General features: G+C 63.3%; 10 protein-coding genes. 1 reads left to right on the forward strand and 9 read right to left on the reverse strand.

Annotated elements, in window-relative coordinates; all coding sequences use genetic code 11:
- Positions 1-5 precede the first annotated feature (5 nt).
- From LT40_RS14170 to LT40_RS14180, 3 genes are all read right to left on the reverse strand, one after another.
- The gene (locus LT40_RS14170; protein ID WP_043191319.1) at positions 6-1,256 is read right to left on the reverse strand and encodes a sarcosine oxidase subunit beta family protein; all 1,251 of its coding nucleotides are present in this window, start codon (positions 1,254-1,256) and stop codon (positions 6-8) included.
- A gap of 16 nt (positions 1,257-1,272) precedes the next feature.
- The gene (gene glyA, locus LT40_RS14175; RefSeq protein WP_043191321.1) at positions 1,273-2,526 is read right to left on the reverse strand and encodes a serine hydroxymethyltransferase; all 1,254 of its coding nucleotides are present in this window, start codon (positions 2,524-2,526) and stop codon (positions 1,273-1,275) included.
- 161 nt (positions 2,527-2,687) lie between these two features.
- On the reverse strand, positions 2,688-3,398 hold the full coding sequence (locus LT40_RS14180; RefSeq protein ID WP_148308564.1) for a TraX family protein: 711 nt from the start codon (positions 3,396-3,398) through the stop codon (positions 2,688-2,690).
- 164 nt (positions 3,399-3,562) lie between these two features.
- On the opposite strand from LT40_RS14180, the gene LT40_RS14185 reads away from it, so the two are divergent.
- The gene (locus tag LT40_RS14185; protein WP_043191322.1) at positions 3,563-4,603 is read left to right on the forward strand and encodes a threonine aldolase family protein; all 1,041 of its coding nucleotides are present in this window, start codon (positions 3,563-3,565) and stop codon (positions 4,601-4,603) included.
- 268 nt (positions 4,604-4,871) lie between these two features.
- Here LT40_RS14185 and LT40_RS14190 read toward each other — a convergent pair whose 3' ends face one another.
- The 6 genes from LT40_RS14190 to LT40_RS14215 all read right to left on the reverse strand — a co-directional run bounded on the left by LT40_RS14190 (position 4,872) and on the right by LT40_RS14215 (position 16,620).
- The gene (locus LT40_RS14190; protein ID WP_043191325.1) at positions 4,872-6,290 is read right to left on the reverse strand and encodes an FAD-dependent oxidoreductase; all 1,419 of its coding nucleotides are present in this window, start codon (positions 6,288-6,290) and stop codon (positions 4,872-4,874) included.
- Positions 6,291-6,323: 33 nt separating this feature from the next.
- Positions 6,324-10,772: a glutamate synthase large subunit gene (gene gltB / locus LT40_RS14195; RefSeq protein WP_043191327.1), complete on the reverse strand. Its 4,449-nt coding sequence runs from the start codon at positions 10,770-10,772 to the stop codon at positions 6,324-6,326.
- A 394-nt stretch (positions 10,773-11,166) separates the two neighbouring features.
- Positions 11,167-12,741, reverse strand: coding sequence for an SPOR domain-containing protein (locus LT40_RS14200; RefSeq protein ID WP_043191329.1), 1,575 nt, complete (start codon positions 12,739-12,741; stop codon positions 11,167-11,169).
- Positions 12,742-12,796: 55 nt separating this feature from the next.
- Entirely contained in the window at positions 12,797-13,900 is a 1,104-nt protein-coding gene (aroB, locus tag LT40_RS14205; RefSeq protein ID WP_043191340.1) for a 3-dehydroquinate synthase, read from the reverse strand.
- Positions 13,901-13,994: 94 nt separating this feature from the next.
- Positions 13,995-14,513 carry a shikimate kinase AroK gene (gene aroK / locus LT40_RS14210; protein WP_043191342.1) on the reverse strand — a complete coding sequence of 173 codons (519 nt, stop codon included), beginning with the start codon at positions 14,511-14,513 and terminating at the stop codon, positions 13,995-13,997.
- 4 nt (positions 14,514-14,517) lie between these two features.
- Positions 14,518-16,620, reverse strand: a complete 2,103-nt coding sequence (locus tag LT40_RS14215; protein WP_043191344.1) for a type IV pilus secretin PilQ — start codon at positions 16,618-16,620, stop codon at positions 14,518-14,520.
- Positions 16,621-16,635: the final 15 nt, after the last annotated feature.

The raw sequence follows: 16,635 nt of genomic DNA on the forward strand, positions 1-16,635 counted from the left end.
TCCTGTTAGTGGGCGACGGCGGCAGCGCCGTGTTCGTCGATCAGCGCGCCGTTGTGGAAGCGCTCGATGGAAAACGGCTTGGCCAGCGGGTGCATTTCACCGGTGGCCAGGCTGGCGGCGAACACATGGCCCGAGCCCGGCGTGGCTTTGAAGCCACCGGTACCCCAGCCGCAGTTGAAGAACATGTTCGGCACCGGGGTCTTGGAGATGATCGGGCAGGCGTCCGGGGTGGTGTCGACGATGCCGCCCCACTGACGGTTCATGCGCACGCGCGAGAGCACCGGGAACATCTCGACGATGGCTTGCAGGGTGTGCTCGATGATCGGGTACGAGCCGCGCTGGCCGTAGCCGACCCAGCTGTCGATACCGGCGCCGATGACCAGATCGCCCTTGTCCGACTGGCTGATGTAACCGTGCACGGCGTTGGACATGATCACGCTGTCGATGATGGGCTTGATCGGCTCCGACACCAACGCCTGCAATGGGTGGGATTCCACCGGCAGGCGGAAACCGGCCAGCTTGGCCATGTGCCCGGAGTTGCCGGCGGTGACCACACCGACGCGCTTGGCGCCGATGAAACCCTTGTTGGTTTCAACGCCGATGCACACGCCGTTTTCCTTGCGGAAACCGGTCACTTCGGTCTGCTGGATCAGGTCCACGCCCAGGGCGTCGGCGGCACGCGCGTAGCCCCAGGCCACGGCGTCGTGACGGGCCACGCCGCCACGGCGTTGGACCGTGGCGCCGATGATCGGGTAACGGGTGTTCTTGCTGCAGTCCAGGTAGGGAATCTCTTCGGCCACCTGCTTGCCGTTCAACAGCTCGCCGTCCACGCCGTTGAGGCGGTTGGCACTGACGCGGCGCTCGGAGTCGCGCATGTCCTGCAGGGTGTGGCACAGGTTGTACACGCCGCGCTGGGAAAACATCACGTTGTAGTTGATGTCCTGGGACAGGCCTTCCCAGAGTTTCATGGCGTGTTCGTACAGATGCGCCGATTCATCCCACAGGTAGTTGGAACGCACGATGGTGGTGTTGCGCGCGGTGTTGCCACCGCCCAGCCAGCCCTTCTCGACCACGGCCACGTTAGTGATGCCGTGGACCTTGGCCAGATAGTAGGCGGTTGCCAGGCCATGCCCGCCGCCGCCGACGATGACCACGTCGTAGACCTTTTTCGGGGTCGGCGTGCGCCACATGCGCTGCCAGTTTTCGTGGTGGCTGAGCGAGTGCTTGAAAAGGCCGAAGCCAGAATAACGTTGCATGGTGTTCACTCCACTCTCAGCGGTAGACCGGGAAGTCGCTGCACAGGGCCGTCACGTGGCGGGCCACGTTGGCCTCGACGTCGGCATCGCCCAGGTTGTCGAGGATGTCGCAGATCCAGCCGGCCAGCTCCGTGCATTGGGCCACCTTGAAACCACGGCTGGTGACCGCCGGGGTGCCGATGCGCAGGCCCGAGGTCACGAACGGCGATTGCGGATCGTTGGGCACCGCGTTCTTGTTCACGGTGATGTGCGCACGACCCAGGGCGGCGTCGGCATCCTTGCCGGTCAGGCCCTGGCGGATCAGGCTGACCAGGAACAGGTGGTTGTCGGTACCGCCGGAGACCACGTCGTAGCCGCGCTCGACGAACACCCCTGCCATGGCCTGGGCGTTGTCGATGACCTGCTGCTGGTAGGTCTTGAATTCAGGCTCCAGCGCTTCCTTGAAGCACACCGCCTTGGCGGCGATCACGTGCATCAGCGGGCCACCCTGACCGCCGGGGAACACGGCGGCGTTGAATTTCTTTTCCAGGGCTTCGTTGGCACGGGCCAGGATCAGGCCGCCACGTGGGCCACGCAGGGTCTTGTGGGTGGTGGTGGTGACCACGTCGGCGAACGGAATCGGGTTGGGGTACAGGCCGGCGGCAACCAACCCGGCCACGTGGGCCATGTCGACGAACAGGTAGGCGCCGACCTTGTCGGCGATCTCGCGGAACCGGGCGAAATTCAAGGTCTTGGAGTAGGCCGAGAAGCCGGCGATGATCATCTTCGGCTGATGCTCGACCGCCATGCGCTCGACCTCGTCGTAGTCGATCAGGCCGGTGTCGGTGTCGATGCCGTACTGCACGGCGTTGTAGAGTTTGCCGGAAAAGCTGACCTTGGCGCCGTGGGTCAGGTGGCCGCCGTGGGCCAGGCTCATGCCCAGCACGGTGTCGCCGGCCTGCAGCAGCGCCAGGTAGACGGCGGCGTTGGCCTGGGAACCGGAGTGAGGCTGAACGTTGGCATAGTCGGCGCCGAACAGCTGCTTGGCGCGGTCGATGGCCAGTTGCTCGACCTTGTCCACGTGCTCGCAACCGCCGTAGTAGCGCTTGCCCGGATAGCCTTCGGCGTACTTGTTGGTGAGGCCGCTGCCCTGGGCTTCCATCACGCGCTTGCTGGTGTAGTTTTCCGAGGCGATCAGTTCGATGTGGTCTTCCTGACGCTGGTCCTCGGCGTTCATGGCTGCCAGCAGGACATCGTCATAACCTTGGATCTGATCTTGTTTGCTGAACATCGCGGTCTCCCCAGCGGCGGCGCGGCGCCTGGCTTGTTGGACAGAGGCGACCGTCTGCGGCTGCCCCCTTTGAGAGCGATGGTAGGGCCGGCGCGATTAGACCAAATGCCTGCGCGCGCCTTGCAGAGGTTCGTTTACGACATGGCGCGATCAGGCCAGCTTCACAGGGCGCGCAACAGCAGGCGCAGGCCCAGCAGGGCAAGGAAATGCAGGGGGTAGATGGCGTAGGCCCAGCGGCGCATGGGGACAACTGCCTGGCGCACGCCGGCACGCAGCACAAGCAGGCCCAGCCCCGGAGCCAGCAGGCAGGCGACGATGCCGCCGATGGCCGGCCAGTAGAAATGGCGTGCCGATTCGAACAGATTGCTCCAGGCGTTCGCGGCCAGGCACAGCACGCCCAGCGGCAGTGCCCAGTACAGCGGGCGCTGCCAGGCAAGCACGAAGCCCAACGGCAGCAGCACGCCGGCCAGGCCGAACATCAAGTGGTGATCGAAGACAGCGCCAGCCACGAGTACCGCGCAGCCGAGCACTGCCATTGCTGGCTGTCGACGTTGCTGCCAGGCCTTGGCCAGGATCAGACCCAGGGCCAGGGTCGGCAGGACGTTTAGGGTGTCGGCCGGGTAGACGAACAGGCGGTAAGGGATTTCCGAAAGCGCAGCGAAGGTCAGCAACCAGGCCAGGTAGCGGCCACCCAGGGGGGCGTCGGGGCGGCGCATCAGGTTGGCGGCGATGGCCAGGCAGAACCAGGGGAACGCCAGACGGCCCGGTACATAGAGGAAGTCCAGCGGCCAGCCGACATAGCGCAGATGGTCGAGCACCATGCACAGCATGGCCAGCCATTTGAGCAGGTCCAGTGAGCGGTTGCGGGTCATCTGTGGATAGCCTCAAGTTTTTGGGTTGCTCATGCCGGTCTCTTCGCGGGCAGAGCCCGCTCCCACAGGTGTGATGCCTACGTGGCCGCGAAGAGGGCCGTCCAGACGACACATGTCTCTAAGTTGGTTTACAGTGCCCCCATAACTAACACCAAGGACCGCCCATGAACGACCAAACCCAACAGTTCGCCAGCGACAACTATTCGGGTATCTGCTCCGAGGCCTGGGCGGCTATGGAACAGGCCAATCAGGGCCATCAGCGCGCCTATGGCGACGACCAGTGGACCGCACGCGCCGCCGATGAATTCCGCCGTCTATTCGAAACCGACTGTGAAGTCTTCTTCGCCTTCAATGGCACCGCGGCCAACTCCCTGGCCCTGTCGTCGCTGTGCCAGAGCTACCACAGCGTCATCTGCTCGGAAACCGCTCACGTCGAAACCGATGAATGCGGTGCGCCCGAGTTCTTTTCCAACGGCTCCAAACTGCTCACGGCGCGCACGGAAATGGGCAAGCTGACACCGCAGGCCATTCGCGAAGTCGCGCTCAAGCGCCAGGACATTCACTACCCCAAGCCGCGCGTGGTGACCCTGACCCAGGCCACCGAAGTGGGCAGCGTGTACCGCCCCGAAGAACTCAAGGCCATCAGCGCCACCTGCAAGGAGCTGGGCTTGAACCTGCACATGGACGGCGCGCGTTTTGCCAACGCCTGTGCGTTCCTCGGCTGCTCGCCTGCCGAGCTGACCTGGAAAGCAGGCGTGGATGTGCTGTGCTTCGGTGGCACCAAGAACGGCATGGCAGTGGGCGAGGCGATTCTGTTCTTCAACCATGATCTGGCCGAAGATTTCGATTATCGCTGCAAGCAGGCGGGGCAACTGGCTTCGAAGATGCGTTTTCTGTCGGCACCCTGGGTGGGTTTGCTGGAGAACGATGCCTGGCTCAAGCATGCGGGGCACGCCAACCACTGTGCGCAGTTGCTCAAGACGCTGGTCGAGGGAATACCGGGGGTGGAGTTGATGTTTCCGGTGGAAGCCAACGGCGTGTTCCTGCAGATGCCGGAAGCGGCTTTGGAAGCCCTGCGCGCCAAGGGCTGGCGCTTCTACACCTTCATCGGCAGCGGCGGCGCCCGTTTCATGTGCTCATGGGACACCGAAGAAGCCCGCGTGCGCGAGTTGGCTCACGACATCAAGGCTGTCATGAGCGCCTGATCCTGTGGGAACGGGGCAGGCGGCGAGCCACTCTGCCCGCGAAGAAGCCACCGCGGTGTACCTCAAATACCGCAGCAACCTTGTGGGAGCGGGTCTCTGCCCGCGAAGAATTCAGCGCGGTATACCTGAAGTACTGCAGTGGCCTTGTAGGAACGGGGCAGGCGGCGAGCTACTCTGCCCGCGAAGAAGCCACCGCGGTATACCTGAAGTACTGCAGTGGCCCTTTCGCGGGCAGAGACCCGCTCCCACAAAGGGGGGGTGAGGTGTATCAGACTTCCAGATAATCCAGGATCCCTTCGGCGGCGTTGCGGCCTTCGAAGATGGCGGTGACCACCAGGTCCGAGCCGCGGACCATGTCGCCGCCAGCGAAGATCTTCGGATTGCTGGTCTGGTGCTTGAACTGACCCTGCTCCGGCGCCACCACGCGGCCCTGGCTGTCGGTCTGGATGCTGTGATCCTGGAACCACGCAGCCGGGCTTGGGCGGAAACCGAAGGCGATCACCACGGCATCGGCCGGGATGATCTCCTCGGAACCCGGAATCGGCTCGGGGCTGCGACGGCCACGGGCATCGGGCTCGCCGAGACGGGTCTCGACCACCTTCACGCCTTCGACCTTGTCTTCACCCACGATGGCGATTGGCTGCCGGTTATAGAGGAATCTCACACCCTCTTCCTTGGCGTTTTTCACCTCTTTGCGAGAGCCCGGCATGTTCGCCTCGTCGCGACGATAGGCACAGGTCACCGCCTTGGCGCCTTGGCGAATGGACGTACGGTTGCAGTCCATCGCCGTATCGCCACCCCCCAACACCACGACCTTCTTGCCTTTCATGTCGACGAAATCTTCCGGCGACTTTTCAAAGCCCAGGTTGCGGTTGACGTTGGCGATCAGGAAATCCAGGGCGTCATGCACGCCAGGCAGGTCTTCACCGGGGAAACCGCCCTTCATGTAGGTATAGGTGCCCATGCCCATGAACACCGCGTCGTATTCTTCCAGCAACTGCTCGACGCTGATGTCCTTGCCCACCTCGGTGTTCAGGCGAAACTCGATGCCCATGCCGGTGAAGACTTCGCGGCGATTGCTCAACACGCTCTTTTCCAGCTTGAACTCGGGAATGCCGAAGGTCAGCAGGCCACCGATTTCCGGGTTCTTGTCGAACACCACCGGGGTCACACCACCGCGCACCAGCACATCGGCGCAGCCCAGACCGGCCGGGCCGGCGCCGATGATGGCGACACGCTTGCCGGTCGGCTTGACCTTGGACATGTCCGGACGCCAACCCATGGCGAACGCGGTGTCGGTGATGTACTTCTCCACCGAACCGATGGTCACTGCGCCAAAACCGTCGTTGAGGGTGCAGGCACCCTCGCACAGACGATCCTGCGGGCACACCCGGCCGCACACTTCGGGCAGGGTGTTGGTCTGGTGCGACAGCTCGGCTGCGGCGAGAATGTTGCCCTCGGCGACCAGCTTCAACCAGTTGGGAATGAAGTTGTGCACCGGGCACTTCCACTCGCAGTACGGGTTGCCACAGCCCAGGCAGCGGTGGGCCTGGTCGGCCGACTGCGCGGGTTTGAAGGGCTCGTAGATCTCCACGAACTCTTTCTTGCGTTGACGCAACAGTTTCTTCTTCGGATCTTTGCGCCCGACCTCGATGAACTGGAAGTCATTACTCAGACGTTCAGCCATTGTTAAAACCTCATCAAACTCTTCAGGCGCATATCACTGCGGGTTGGCACGGGTGCTGGACAGCAGCGATTTCAGGTTGGCGGCCTTGGGCTTGACCAACCAGAAACGACGCAGGTAGTCGTCCAGGTTTTCCCAAAGGTTGCGGCCCCATTCGCTGTCGGTCTCGGCGACGTATTCGGCCAGCACGCGTTCCAGGTGAGTACGGTAGGCTTCCATGGCTTCGCCACTGATGCGCTGGATTTCCACCAGCTCGTGGTTGACCCGGTCGACGAAGCTGTTGTCCTGGTCGAGCACGTAGGCGAAACCGCCGGTCATGCCCGAACCGAAGTTGTAGCCAGTCTTGCCGAGCACGCAGACGAAACCGCCGGTCATGTATTCGCAGCAGTGATCACCCGTGCCTTCCACGACCGTGTGCGCCCCGGAGTTGCGCACCGCGAAACGCTCGCCCGCAGTACCGGCGGCGAACAGCTTGCCGCCCGTGGCACCGTACAGGCAGGTGTTGCCGATGATGGCGCTGTCCTGGGTCTTGAACGGGCTGCCCTTGGGCGGCACGATCACCAACTTGCCGGCGGTCATGCCCTTGCCGACGTAGTCGTTGGCGTCGCCTTCCAGGTACATGTTCAGGCCACCGGCGTTCCACACGCCGAAGCTCTGGCCCGCGGTACCCTTGAAGCGGAAGGTCAGCGGGCTGGCGTTCATCCCCTGGTTACCGTGCAACTTGGCGATCTCGCCGGAGATGCGCGCACCGATCGAACGGTCGCAGTTGCAAATGTTCATTTCGTATTCGCCACCGGTCTTGCCCTGAATCGCCGGCAAGGCCATTTCCACCATCTGCTCGGCCAGCAGGCCCTTGTCGAACGGCGGGTTGCGATCCACTTCGCAGAACTGCGGCTTGTCCGCTGGAATCTGGTCGCTGCCCAGCAACGGGGTCAGGTCCAGGTGCTGCTGCTTGGCGGTTTCACCGGGCAGCATTTCCAGCAGGTCGGTGCGCCCGATCAGCTCGCCCAGGCTGCGCACGCCCAGCTTGGCCAGCCATTCGCGGGTTTCTTCGGCCACATAGGTGAAGAAGTTGATCACCATGTCGACCGTGCCGATGTAGTGGTCCTTGCGCAGCTTCTCGTTCTGCGTGGCCACGCCGGTGGCGCAGTTGTTCAGGTGGCAGATACGCAGGTACTTGCAGCCCAGGGCGATCATTGGCGCGGTGCCGAAACCGAAGCTTTCGGCGCCCAGAATCGCCGCCTTGATCACATCCAGGCCAGTCTTCAGGCCGCCGTCGGTCTGTACCCGCACCTTGCCGCGCAGGTCGTTGCCGCGCAGGGTCTGGTGAGTTTCGGCCAGGCCTAGTTCCCACGGCGCGCCGGCGTACTTGATCGAGCTCAGGGGCGAGGCCCCGGTGCCGCCGTCGTAACCGGAAATGGTGATCAGGTCGGCATAGGCCTTGGCCACACCGGCGGCGATGGTGCCCACGCCCGCCTCGGCCACCAGCTTCACCGACACCAGCGCGGCCGGGTTGACCTGCTTGAGGTCGAAGATCAGCTGCGACAAGTCCTCGATGGAGTAGATGTCGTGGTGCGGCGGTGGCGAAATCAGGGTCACGCCAGGTACGGCATAACGCAGCTTGGCAATCAGGCCGTTGACCTTGCCGCCGGGCAGTTGACCGCCCTCCCCGGGCTTGGCGCCCTGGGCCACCTTGATCTGCAGCACTTCGGCGTTGACGAGGTACTCGGGAGTTACGCCGAACCGGCCAGTGGCGATCTGCTTGATCTTCGAGCTGCGCACGGTGCCGTAGCGCGAAGGGTCTTCGCCGCCTTCACCGGAGTTGGAACGCGCGCCCAGGCGGTTCATCGCCTCGGCCAGCGCTTCGTGAGCCTCGGGCGACAGCGCACCCAGGGAAATCCCGGCCGAATCGAAACGCTTGAGAATCGCTTCCAAGGGTTCGATCTGGTCCATGCCCAGCGGCTGGTCGAGGGTCTTGACCTTGAGCAGGTCGCGGATCATCGACACCGGACGGTTGTCGACGATCGCGGTGTATTCCTTGAACTTGCTGTAGTCGCCCTGCTGCACGGCGGCTTGCAGGGTATTGACCACGTCCGGGTTGTAGGCGTGGTACTCGCCGCCGTACACGAACTTCAACAGGCCGCCCTGCTGGATCGGCTTGCGCGGGCTCCAGGCTTCGGCGGCGAGGGCTTTCTGTTCGGCTTCCAGGTCGACGAAACGCGCGCCCTTGATGCGGCTCGGCACGCCGCGGAAGCTCAGCTCGCAGACTTCCTCGGACAGGCCGATGGCCTCGAACAACTGGGCGCCGCGGTACGAGGCCACGGTGGAGATGCCCATCTTCGAAAGAATCTTGAGCAGGCCCTTGGTGATGCCTTTGCGGTAGTTCTTGAACACCTCGTAGAGGTCGCCCAGCACTTCACCGGTCCGGATCAGGTCGCCCAGCACTTCATAGGCCAGGAACGGATAGACCGCCGAAGCACCGAAACCGATCAGCACGGCAAAGTGGTGCGGATCGCGAGCGGTAGCGGTTTCGACGAGGATGTTGCTGTCGCAACGCAAACCCTTTTCGGTCAGGCGGTGGTGCACGGCACCGGTCGCCAGCGACGCATGCACCGGCAGCTTGCCCGGCGCGATGTTGCGGTCGCTGAGCACCAGCAGGGTGCGTCCGGCGCGAACGGCTTCCTCGGCCTGGTCGGCGATGTTGCGCACGGCGGCCTCGAGGCCCATGGCTTCATCGTAGTTCAGCTCGATGACCTGGCGATCGAAGCCAGAGCGGTCCAGATTCATCAGCGAGCGCCACTTGGCGGGCGAGATGACCGGCGAGCTCAGAATAACCCGCGAGGCGTGCTCCGGGGATTCCTGGAAAATGTTGCGCTCGGCGCCCAGGCAGATTTCCAGAGACATCACTATCGCTTCGCGCAGCGGGTCGATCGGCGGATTGGTCACCTGCGCGAACTGCTGGCGGAAATAGTCGTAAGGCGTACGGACTCGATGGGACAGCACGGCCATCGGCGTGTCGTCGCCCATCGAACCCACGGCTTCCTGACCCTGCTCGCCCAGCGGACGCAACACCTGGTCGCGCTCCTCGAAGGTCACCTGGTACATCTTCATGTACTGCTTGAGCTGGTCGCTGCTGTAGAAGGCCGAGCCGTGGTCGTTGTCTTCCATGGTCGACTGGATACGCAGCGCGCTCTTGCGCAGCCACTGCTTGTAGGGGTGGCGCGATTTCAGGCGGTTGTCGATGTCATCGGTGTGCAGGACCTGGCCGGTTTCGGTATCGACCGCGAGGATCTGCCCAGGGCCGACGCGGCCCTTGGCAATGACGTCCTCGGGCTGGTAGTTCCACACGCCGATTTCCGACGCCAGGGTGATGTAGCCATTCTTGGTAGTCACCCAGCGCGCCGGGCGCAGGCCGTTGCGGTCGAGCAGGCACACGGCATGACGGCCGTCGGTCATGACCACGCCAGCCGGGCCGTCCCACGGCTCCATGTGCATCGAGTTGTACTCGTAGAACGCCCGCAGGTCCGGGTCCATGGTCTCGACGTTCTGCCAGGCCGGCGGAATCAGCATGCGCACGCCACGGAACAGGTCGATGCCACCGGTGACCATCAGCTCGAGCATGTTGTCCATGCTGGAAGAGTCGGAACCCACGCGGTTGACCAGCGGGCCGAGCTCTTCCAGGTCCGGGATCAGATCGTTGGCGAACTTGGCGCGACGGGCCAGGGCCCAGTTGCGGTTGCCGGTGATGGTGTTGATCTCGCCGTTGTGCGCCAGAAAGCGGAAGGGCTGGGCCAGCGGCCACTTCGGCAGGGTATTGGTCGAGAAGCGCTGGTGGAACACGCAAATGGCGGTCTGCAGACGCTCGTCGCTCAGGTCTGGGTAGAAGGCCGTGAGGTCGGCCGGCATCATCAGGCCTTTGTAGATGATGGTCTTGTGCGAAAAGCTGCAGATGTAGTGGTCGGTGTCCGCGGCGTTGGCTACGGAGGAACGACGACGGGCGCTGAACAGCTTGATCGCGAACTGCTGATCGCTCAGGCCTTCCCCACCGACGAACACTTGCTGGATCTTGGGCAGGCGCTCCAGGGCCAGGCGGCCGAGCACGCTGGTATCGATGGGCACGTCGCGCCAGCCGATTAGCTGCAGGCCGGCGGCTTCGATCTCGCGGTTCATGTTGTCACGAGCCGCTTGGGCGCGAACCGGGTCTTGGTTGAAGAAGACCATGCCCACGGCGTACTGCTTGGGCAGTTCGCTGCCGAAATGTTCGTTGGCAATGGCGCGCAGGAACAGGTCGGGCTTCTGGATCAGCAAGCCGCACCCGTCGCCGGTCTTGCCGTCGGCGTTGATCCCACCGCGGTGGGTCATGCAGGTCAGGGCCTCGATGGCCGTTTGCAACAGGTTATGGCTGGGTTCACCCGACATATGGGCAATCAGGCCAAAACCGCAGTTATCCTTGAATTCATCCGGACGATACAGACCTGTTTTCATAGACACATTCTCACCAGGCTGCCTCTTTTTCGAGGCAATTTCTTTTCGATTCAACTAGTTACCAAACGCGCCGAACGGATGCCGGCTTTGCGGAGGCAAAAGGGAGGTCATTGTACACAGCGCAACGGACGGTCACAAATTCAGCGACGAAATCAATAACTCATTTGTCGCAAATGTGAACGTTTTTCAGCAGGCTATTGTGATAGCGACTTAGGCTGGATTCTGAATCCCGCAGCTCGACAGCGCAAGCCCGCATGTCTACGAGGCCCGTGCTTGAGCCTTCGACGGCAGACGATGGGACAGAGACAGCGAAGCCTGCTACGGACTACGTAGCAGGCTCAAGATTCAGATGACGCCGTAGGGTGGGGCGGCGGGGATAGGTGCCGCCCGACAATCAGCGAGCTGTCGCGAGGTCCTGTTGGACGCTGGCGACAGTGCGAGGCCAAGGTTTACCAGCCTGGACCTTGGCTGGCAAGTTCTTGATGGCGGCAACCGCAGCGTCACGGCTGGCGAAGCTGCCATAAGTGATCACGTACAGCGGCTTGCCTTGCAGGGTTTTCTTGAAGTAGCGGAAGTCGCCACCCTGCTCCTTGACGTAGGCCTGTGCCGCGCCTTCGTTGCTGGTCCCCAGAATCTGCACTACGTAGTTGCTGGGCGACTGCCCGGCATACCAGGTTCCACCGGCAGCAGGTTTGGCGGCGGCAGCAGCAGGAGCCGGTGCCGGCTTGGCCGCCACGGTTGGCGCAGGCGCTGGCTTGACGGCGGTGGTAGGTGCCGGCTTGGTGGTCGCGACCGGAGCACTCTGGCGCGCGGGTGCGGGCGTTGGCGCAACCGTGGCCGGCGAACCCGCTGCCACACCCTCAGGCGGCGAGATAGTGGTGACGGTCGGAGGCTGTGGCGAGGTGTTCACGGCAGCGCCGGTTTCGTCGCCATCGCCCATGCCGGTGGATTCGGCCAGCGGGCCGCGCATCACCGGCTGTTGCCCGTTCATCGGCAACGACTGGGTGCTGCCATTGAATTCGACCGATGGATTGCCGTTGTTGGACTGGACTGCGCTTGGCTGCCCCTGCCCCATCGGCAACTGGGCCTGTTCTGTGCTGCTCGGCGCCTTGCCGTCACGGCTGGGTATCAGCCAGGCGGCAGCCACGGCGACGACGACAACGGCGGAAATCGCCAATACGTGTTTCTTAGGCATCTTAAACCCCATAGCAGGACGCTTCACCGACGAGCGGCTAGCGATCATGGCCTCGATCAACGTATCACGGGCAACCTGGTTGATGGCTCCAGGCCAACCATCCGAGTTCTCGTGAATGTCGGCAATCTGGTCATTGGTGAGCAACTGGATACCCTTCCCGGCACCTTCCAGACGCAGCGCCAGGTATTCGCGGGTTTCCTCGAGGCTGTACGGTTGCAGCTCGATCACGTGGAACAATTCCTGCCCGGCGCTGAACTGCTCCAGGCCTGCGATCAAGGAAGGCTCACCGAACAGGAACACATGAGGGCGCCCGTCCGAGGTGCCCGCCGCCAACGCCAGCAGGGCTTCGAGTGCGGATTCGTCGAGTTGTTCCGCGTCGTCCACCAGCAGGTAGACTTCCTGCCCGGTCAGCCCCAGCTGGACGATCTGCGCCAGCATGGCCGGCACTTCCAGGGTGTTGAGGTTGAGCGACTGGGCGATCTGGGTCAGCACGCTCGCGGCATCGCCGGCACCGCGCGCCGACACCACGATGCTTTGCACCGATTGCTTGTTGGTACTGGCGACCAAGGCCTGGCGCAGCAAGGTCTTGCCGCTGCCGTGCGGGCCGGTGACTACCAGCAACAGCTGGCTGTAGCGCGCCAGATGGTGCAATTGACCCAGCACCGGCTTGCGCTGGGCCGGGAAGAATTTGAAGCCAGGCACCCTTGCGGCGAAGGGGTCATGATCCAATTGGTAGTGGCCGAGAAAGGCCTCATCGGCATGCAGACTTGTCATCGAACTCTCGTAGAACAAAGGTGAATCGTTGATGGATTGCTGGAAACACGTCCTGCTAGACCTCCAGCCCGGCGACGATGGCGCGGTAATCCGCTTCCAGCGTTGCCTGAAGCACGTCGTGCGGGTAGTCGGCGGTGATCACCGCTTCGCCCATGCTGCGCAGCAGCACCAGGCGCAGACTGCCATCCAGCACTTTCTTGTCGATTGCCATGTGCTCGAGGAAATCGGCCGGCGTCATTTCCGCAGGCGGCACCACCGGCAAACCGGCGCGCTGCAGCAGGCGAATGCCGCGGTCGCGCTCGGCCTGGGTGATCCAGCCCAGGCGCATGGACATCTCCAGCGCCATCACCGTACCGGCCCCGACGGCCTCACCGTGAAGCCATACACCATACCCCATATGGGTCTCGATGGCGTGGCCGAAAGTATGCCCCAGGTTCAGCGTGGCGCGCACACCCGACTCACGTTCGTCCGCACCGACCACGCGCGCCTTGGCCTCGCAGGAACGGGCGATGGCCACGGTCAGGGCAGCTTGGTCGACGGCCCTGAGAGCATCGACGTTGTCTTCCAGCCAGCCCAGGAACGGCTCATCGCAGATGAAACCGTACTTGATCACTTCTGCCAGCCCCGCCGACAGCTCGCGCGGCGGCAAGGTGGCCAGGGTAGTGGTATCGATCAGCACCGCTTGCGGCTGATAGAACGCACCGACCATGTTCTTGCCCAGCGGATGGTTGATGCCCGTCTTGCCGCCCACCGACGAATCGACCTGGGACAGCAGCGTGGTGGGCACCTGGATGAAGTCGACACCGCGCTGGTAACACGCGGCGGCGAACCCGGCCATGTCGCCGATGACACCGCCACCCAGGGCGATCACCGTAACGCGCCGATCCAGCCGCGCGGTGAGCATGGCATCGAAGATGGTCTGCAGGGTTTCCCAGTTCTTGAAGGCTTCGCCGTCCGGAAGCACCACGGGCACCACTGAATAGGCGCCCAGGGTCTGGGTCAGGCGATCCAGGTAGAGCGGCGCCACCGTGGCGTTGGAGACGACCGCCACTTTTCGCCCGGCAATGTGCGGGGCCAGCAATGAGGTCTGGTCGAGCAGCCCTTCACCGATGTAGATCGGATAGCTGCGCTCGCCGAGGTCAACCTTGAGTGTCTGCATCTGTCCCTACTATTGTTTTATGAAGCGAGTTCGGTGAAACAGGCTTTGCGGCACAGGGTCAGATCCGCTGCCCCTGCAAGCACATCGCATGCGTTCAGCGCGGCGGCAGGCGTTGCAGCCGCTCGAGGATATCAAGTACCACCATGCGCGGCGGACGCTCGTCGGTCTGCACCACCAGGTCGGCGATCTCACGGTACAGCGGATCGCGGATCGCCAGCAGGGCTCGCAGCGTGGCCTCGGGATTGGCGGTGCGCAATAGCGGCCGATTGCGATCACGCGCCGTACGACCGACCTGCTGTTCGACCGAGGCGTGCAGGTACACCACGCGCCCACCGGCGTGCAGCGCCTGGCGGTTTTCATCGCGCATGACCGCGCCGCCGCCGGTGGCCAGCACCAGGCCGTCGAATTCACACAGCTCGGCCAGCATGGCCTGCTCGCGATCGCGAAAACCGGCCTCGCCTTCCTGATCGAAGATCCACGGGATATTCGCCCCGGTACGGGTCTCGATTTCCTTGTCGGAATCTTTGAACGGCAACCGAAGCTCTTTGGCCAGCAGACGGCCAATGGTGCTCTTGCCTGCACCCATTGGCCCAACAAGTATCAAATTTCGCACAGAATCAACGACTCACAGCAATCGCCTGGTTATTCATGATACGCGGTGTCAAGAATACCAGCAGCTCGGATTTGGCTTCCGACACGACATCCCGACGGAAAAGGCGCCCAACATACGGCACGTCGCCCAAAAAGGGCACCTTGTCCACGGTTTTACTTTGCGTGTTGGAGAAAACCCCACCGATGACGATGGTTTCGCCGTCGTTGACCAGCACCTTGGCGTTGACCTCGTTCTTGCTGATGGGCGGCACGCCGAGCACCGCGTTCAGGTAGTCGGGCTCATCCTTGGTGACCTTCACTTCCATGATGATGCGGCTGTCCGGGGTGATCTGCGGCGTCACCTCGAGCGACAGCGACGCCTCCTTGAACGATACCGTGGTGGCACCGCTGGAGCTGGCCTCCTGGTACGGCACCTCGGTGCCCTTGAGGATCTTCGCGGTTTCCTTGTCGGAGGTCACCACCTTGGGCTGCGAGACGATCTCGCCGTTGCCGGTGCTTTCCATGGCACTGAGCTCGAGGTCGAGCAGGACGTTGTTGGTCACGAAGCCCAGGCCGATGCCGGAGGTCGCATCGGCGGCGCCCAGGTCGATGAAGGGTGTGTTGCTGCCCACGTCGGCACCGGTGTTGCCGGCTTCGTCGCCATTGTTGTCCAAGCCATAGGCGGTCCAGTTGTTCTTGCCGCGCAAGTTGGTGGAACCGCCCCAGCGCACGCCGAGCGCCTTGTTGTAGCCCACGTTGGCCTCGACGATGCGCGCCTCGATCATCACCTGACGCACCGGGATGTCCAGCTGGGTGACGATGCGCCGCAGCTCGTCCAGTCGGTCCTGGGTCTGGTAGGCAATGATGTTGTTGGTGCGTTCGTCGACGGTGATCGAGCCGCGCTCGGTCTCGACATTTTCACCGCGGGTCACCGACTGGAACAGCTTGGCGATGTCGGCGGCCTTGGCATAGTTGACCTGCATCAGCTCGCGGCGCAGGGGCGCAAGCTCCTGGATCTGCCGCTGCGACTCCAGCTCCTGGCGCTCGCGGGCGGCGATCTCGTCGGCCGGGGCCACCAGCAGCACGTTGCCGACCTTGCGCTTGTCCAGGCCCTTGGTCTTGAGTACCAGGTCAAGCGCCTGGTCCCAGGGGACGTTCTGCAGGCGCAGGGTAATCCCGCCCTGCACCGTGTCGCTGGCCACCAGGTTCAGGTTGGTGAAATCGGCGATCAACTGCAGCACCGAACGCACGTCGATGTCCTGGAAATTCAGCGAGAGCTTGTCGCCGGTATAGACGTTGCGCTCGACATTGCGCCGCGCCACGTCCTCGTTGGTCAGTGGCCGCACGCTGATGGTCAGGCGATTCTCGGTCTGGTACGAGGAGTAGTCGAAGGTGCCACTAGGTTCGATGGTGACCGTCGCGCCCGTAGCGCTGACCGACGAGTTGACGAACTGCACCGGGGTCGCGAAATCCTTGACGTCCAGGCGCACGCGCAAGGGATCGGGCAGTTGGGTCTTGGCGAAATTGAGCAGGATCTTGCCGCCCTGCTCCTGAATGTCGGGGCTGATGGTCGGGTCGCTGAGATCGATGATCACATTGCCCTCGCCCAGCTCGCCGCGCTGGAAATCGACATTGCGAATGGCGCGTCCCGCCGGCACCGCCGCCCGCGCGGGAGTTGGCGCGGCTGCAGGTCGCGGCGCCGGTCGGGCCGCAGTCGGCGCCGGTATGGCAGTGCCTTGCAGGGAGGCTGCACCTTCGCCCACCAGCACGAACAGGTCGTTGCCCTGCACACGGGTGCTGTAGGGCGCCAGCTTGGTCAGGTTGACGATGATCCGCGTGCGGTCGGTGGCCTCGACCACCACCACGCTGCGGGCATTGCCCACGCCCAGGTCGCGGCTGCGCGCGCCCAGCTGGCTGGTGACACCCGGCAGGTCGAGGGCGATGCGTGCCGGTTGCTCGGTGGTGTACCCGCGCGGTGCGGTAACCGGACCGTCGAACGACAACTTGAGCTCGACGCGATCACCGGGCAGGGAGGCAACGTCGAGCGTCTTCAAGTTCGCGGCCATGACGATCGGTGAAAGCATCGCTATCCCTAGCGAAATACCGAAGGCTGAGAGAATCCTGTTCATTTTCGAGTTCCACTA

The organism is Pseudomonas rhizosphaerae, from assembly GCF_000761155.1.
GTDB lineage: Bacteria > Pseudomonadota > Gammaproteobacteria > Pseudomonadales > Pseudomonadaceae > Aquipseudomonas > Aquipseudomonas rhizosphaerae.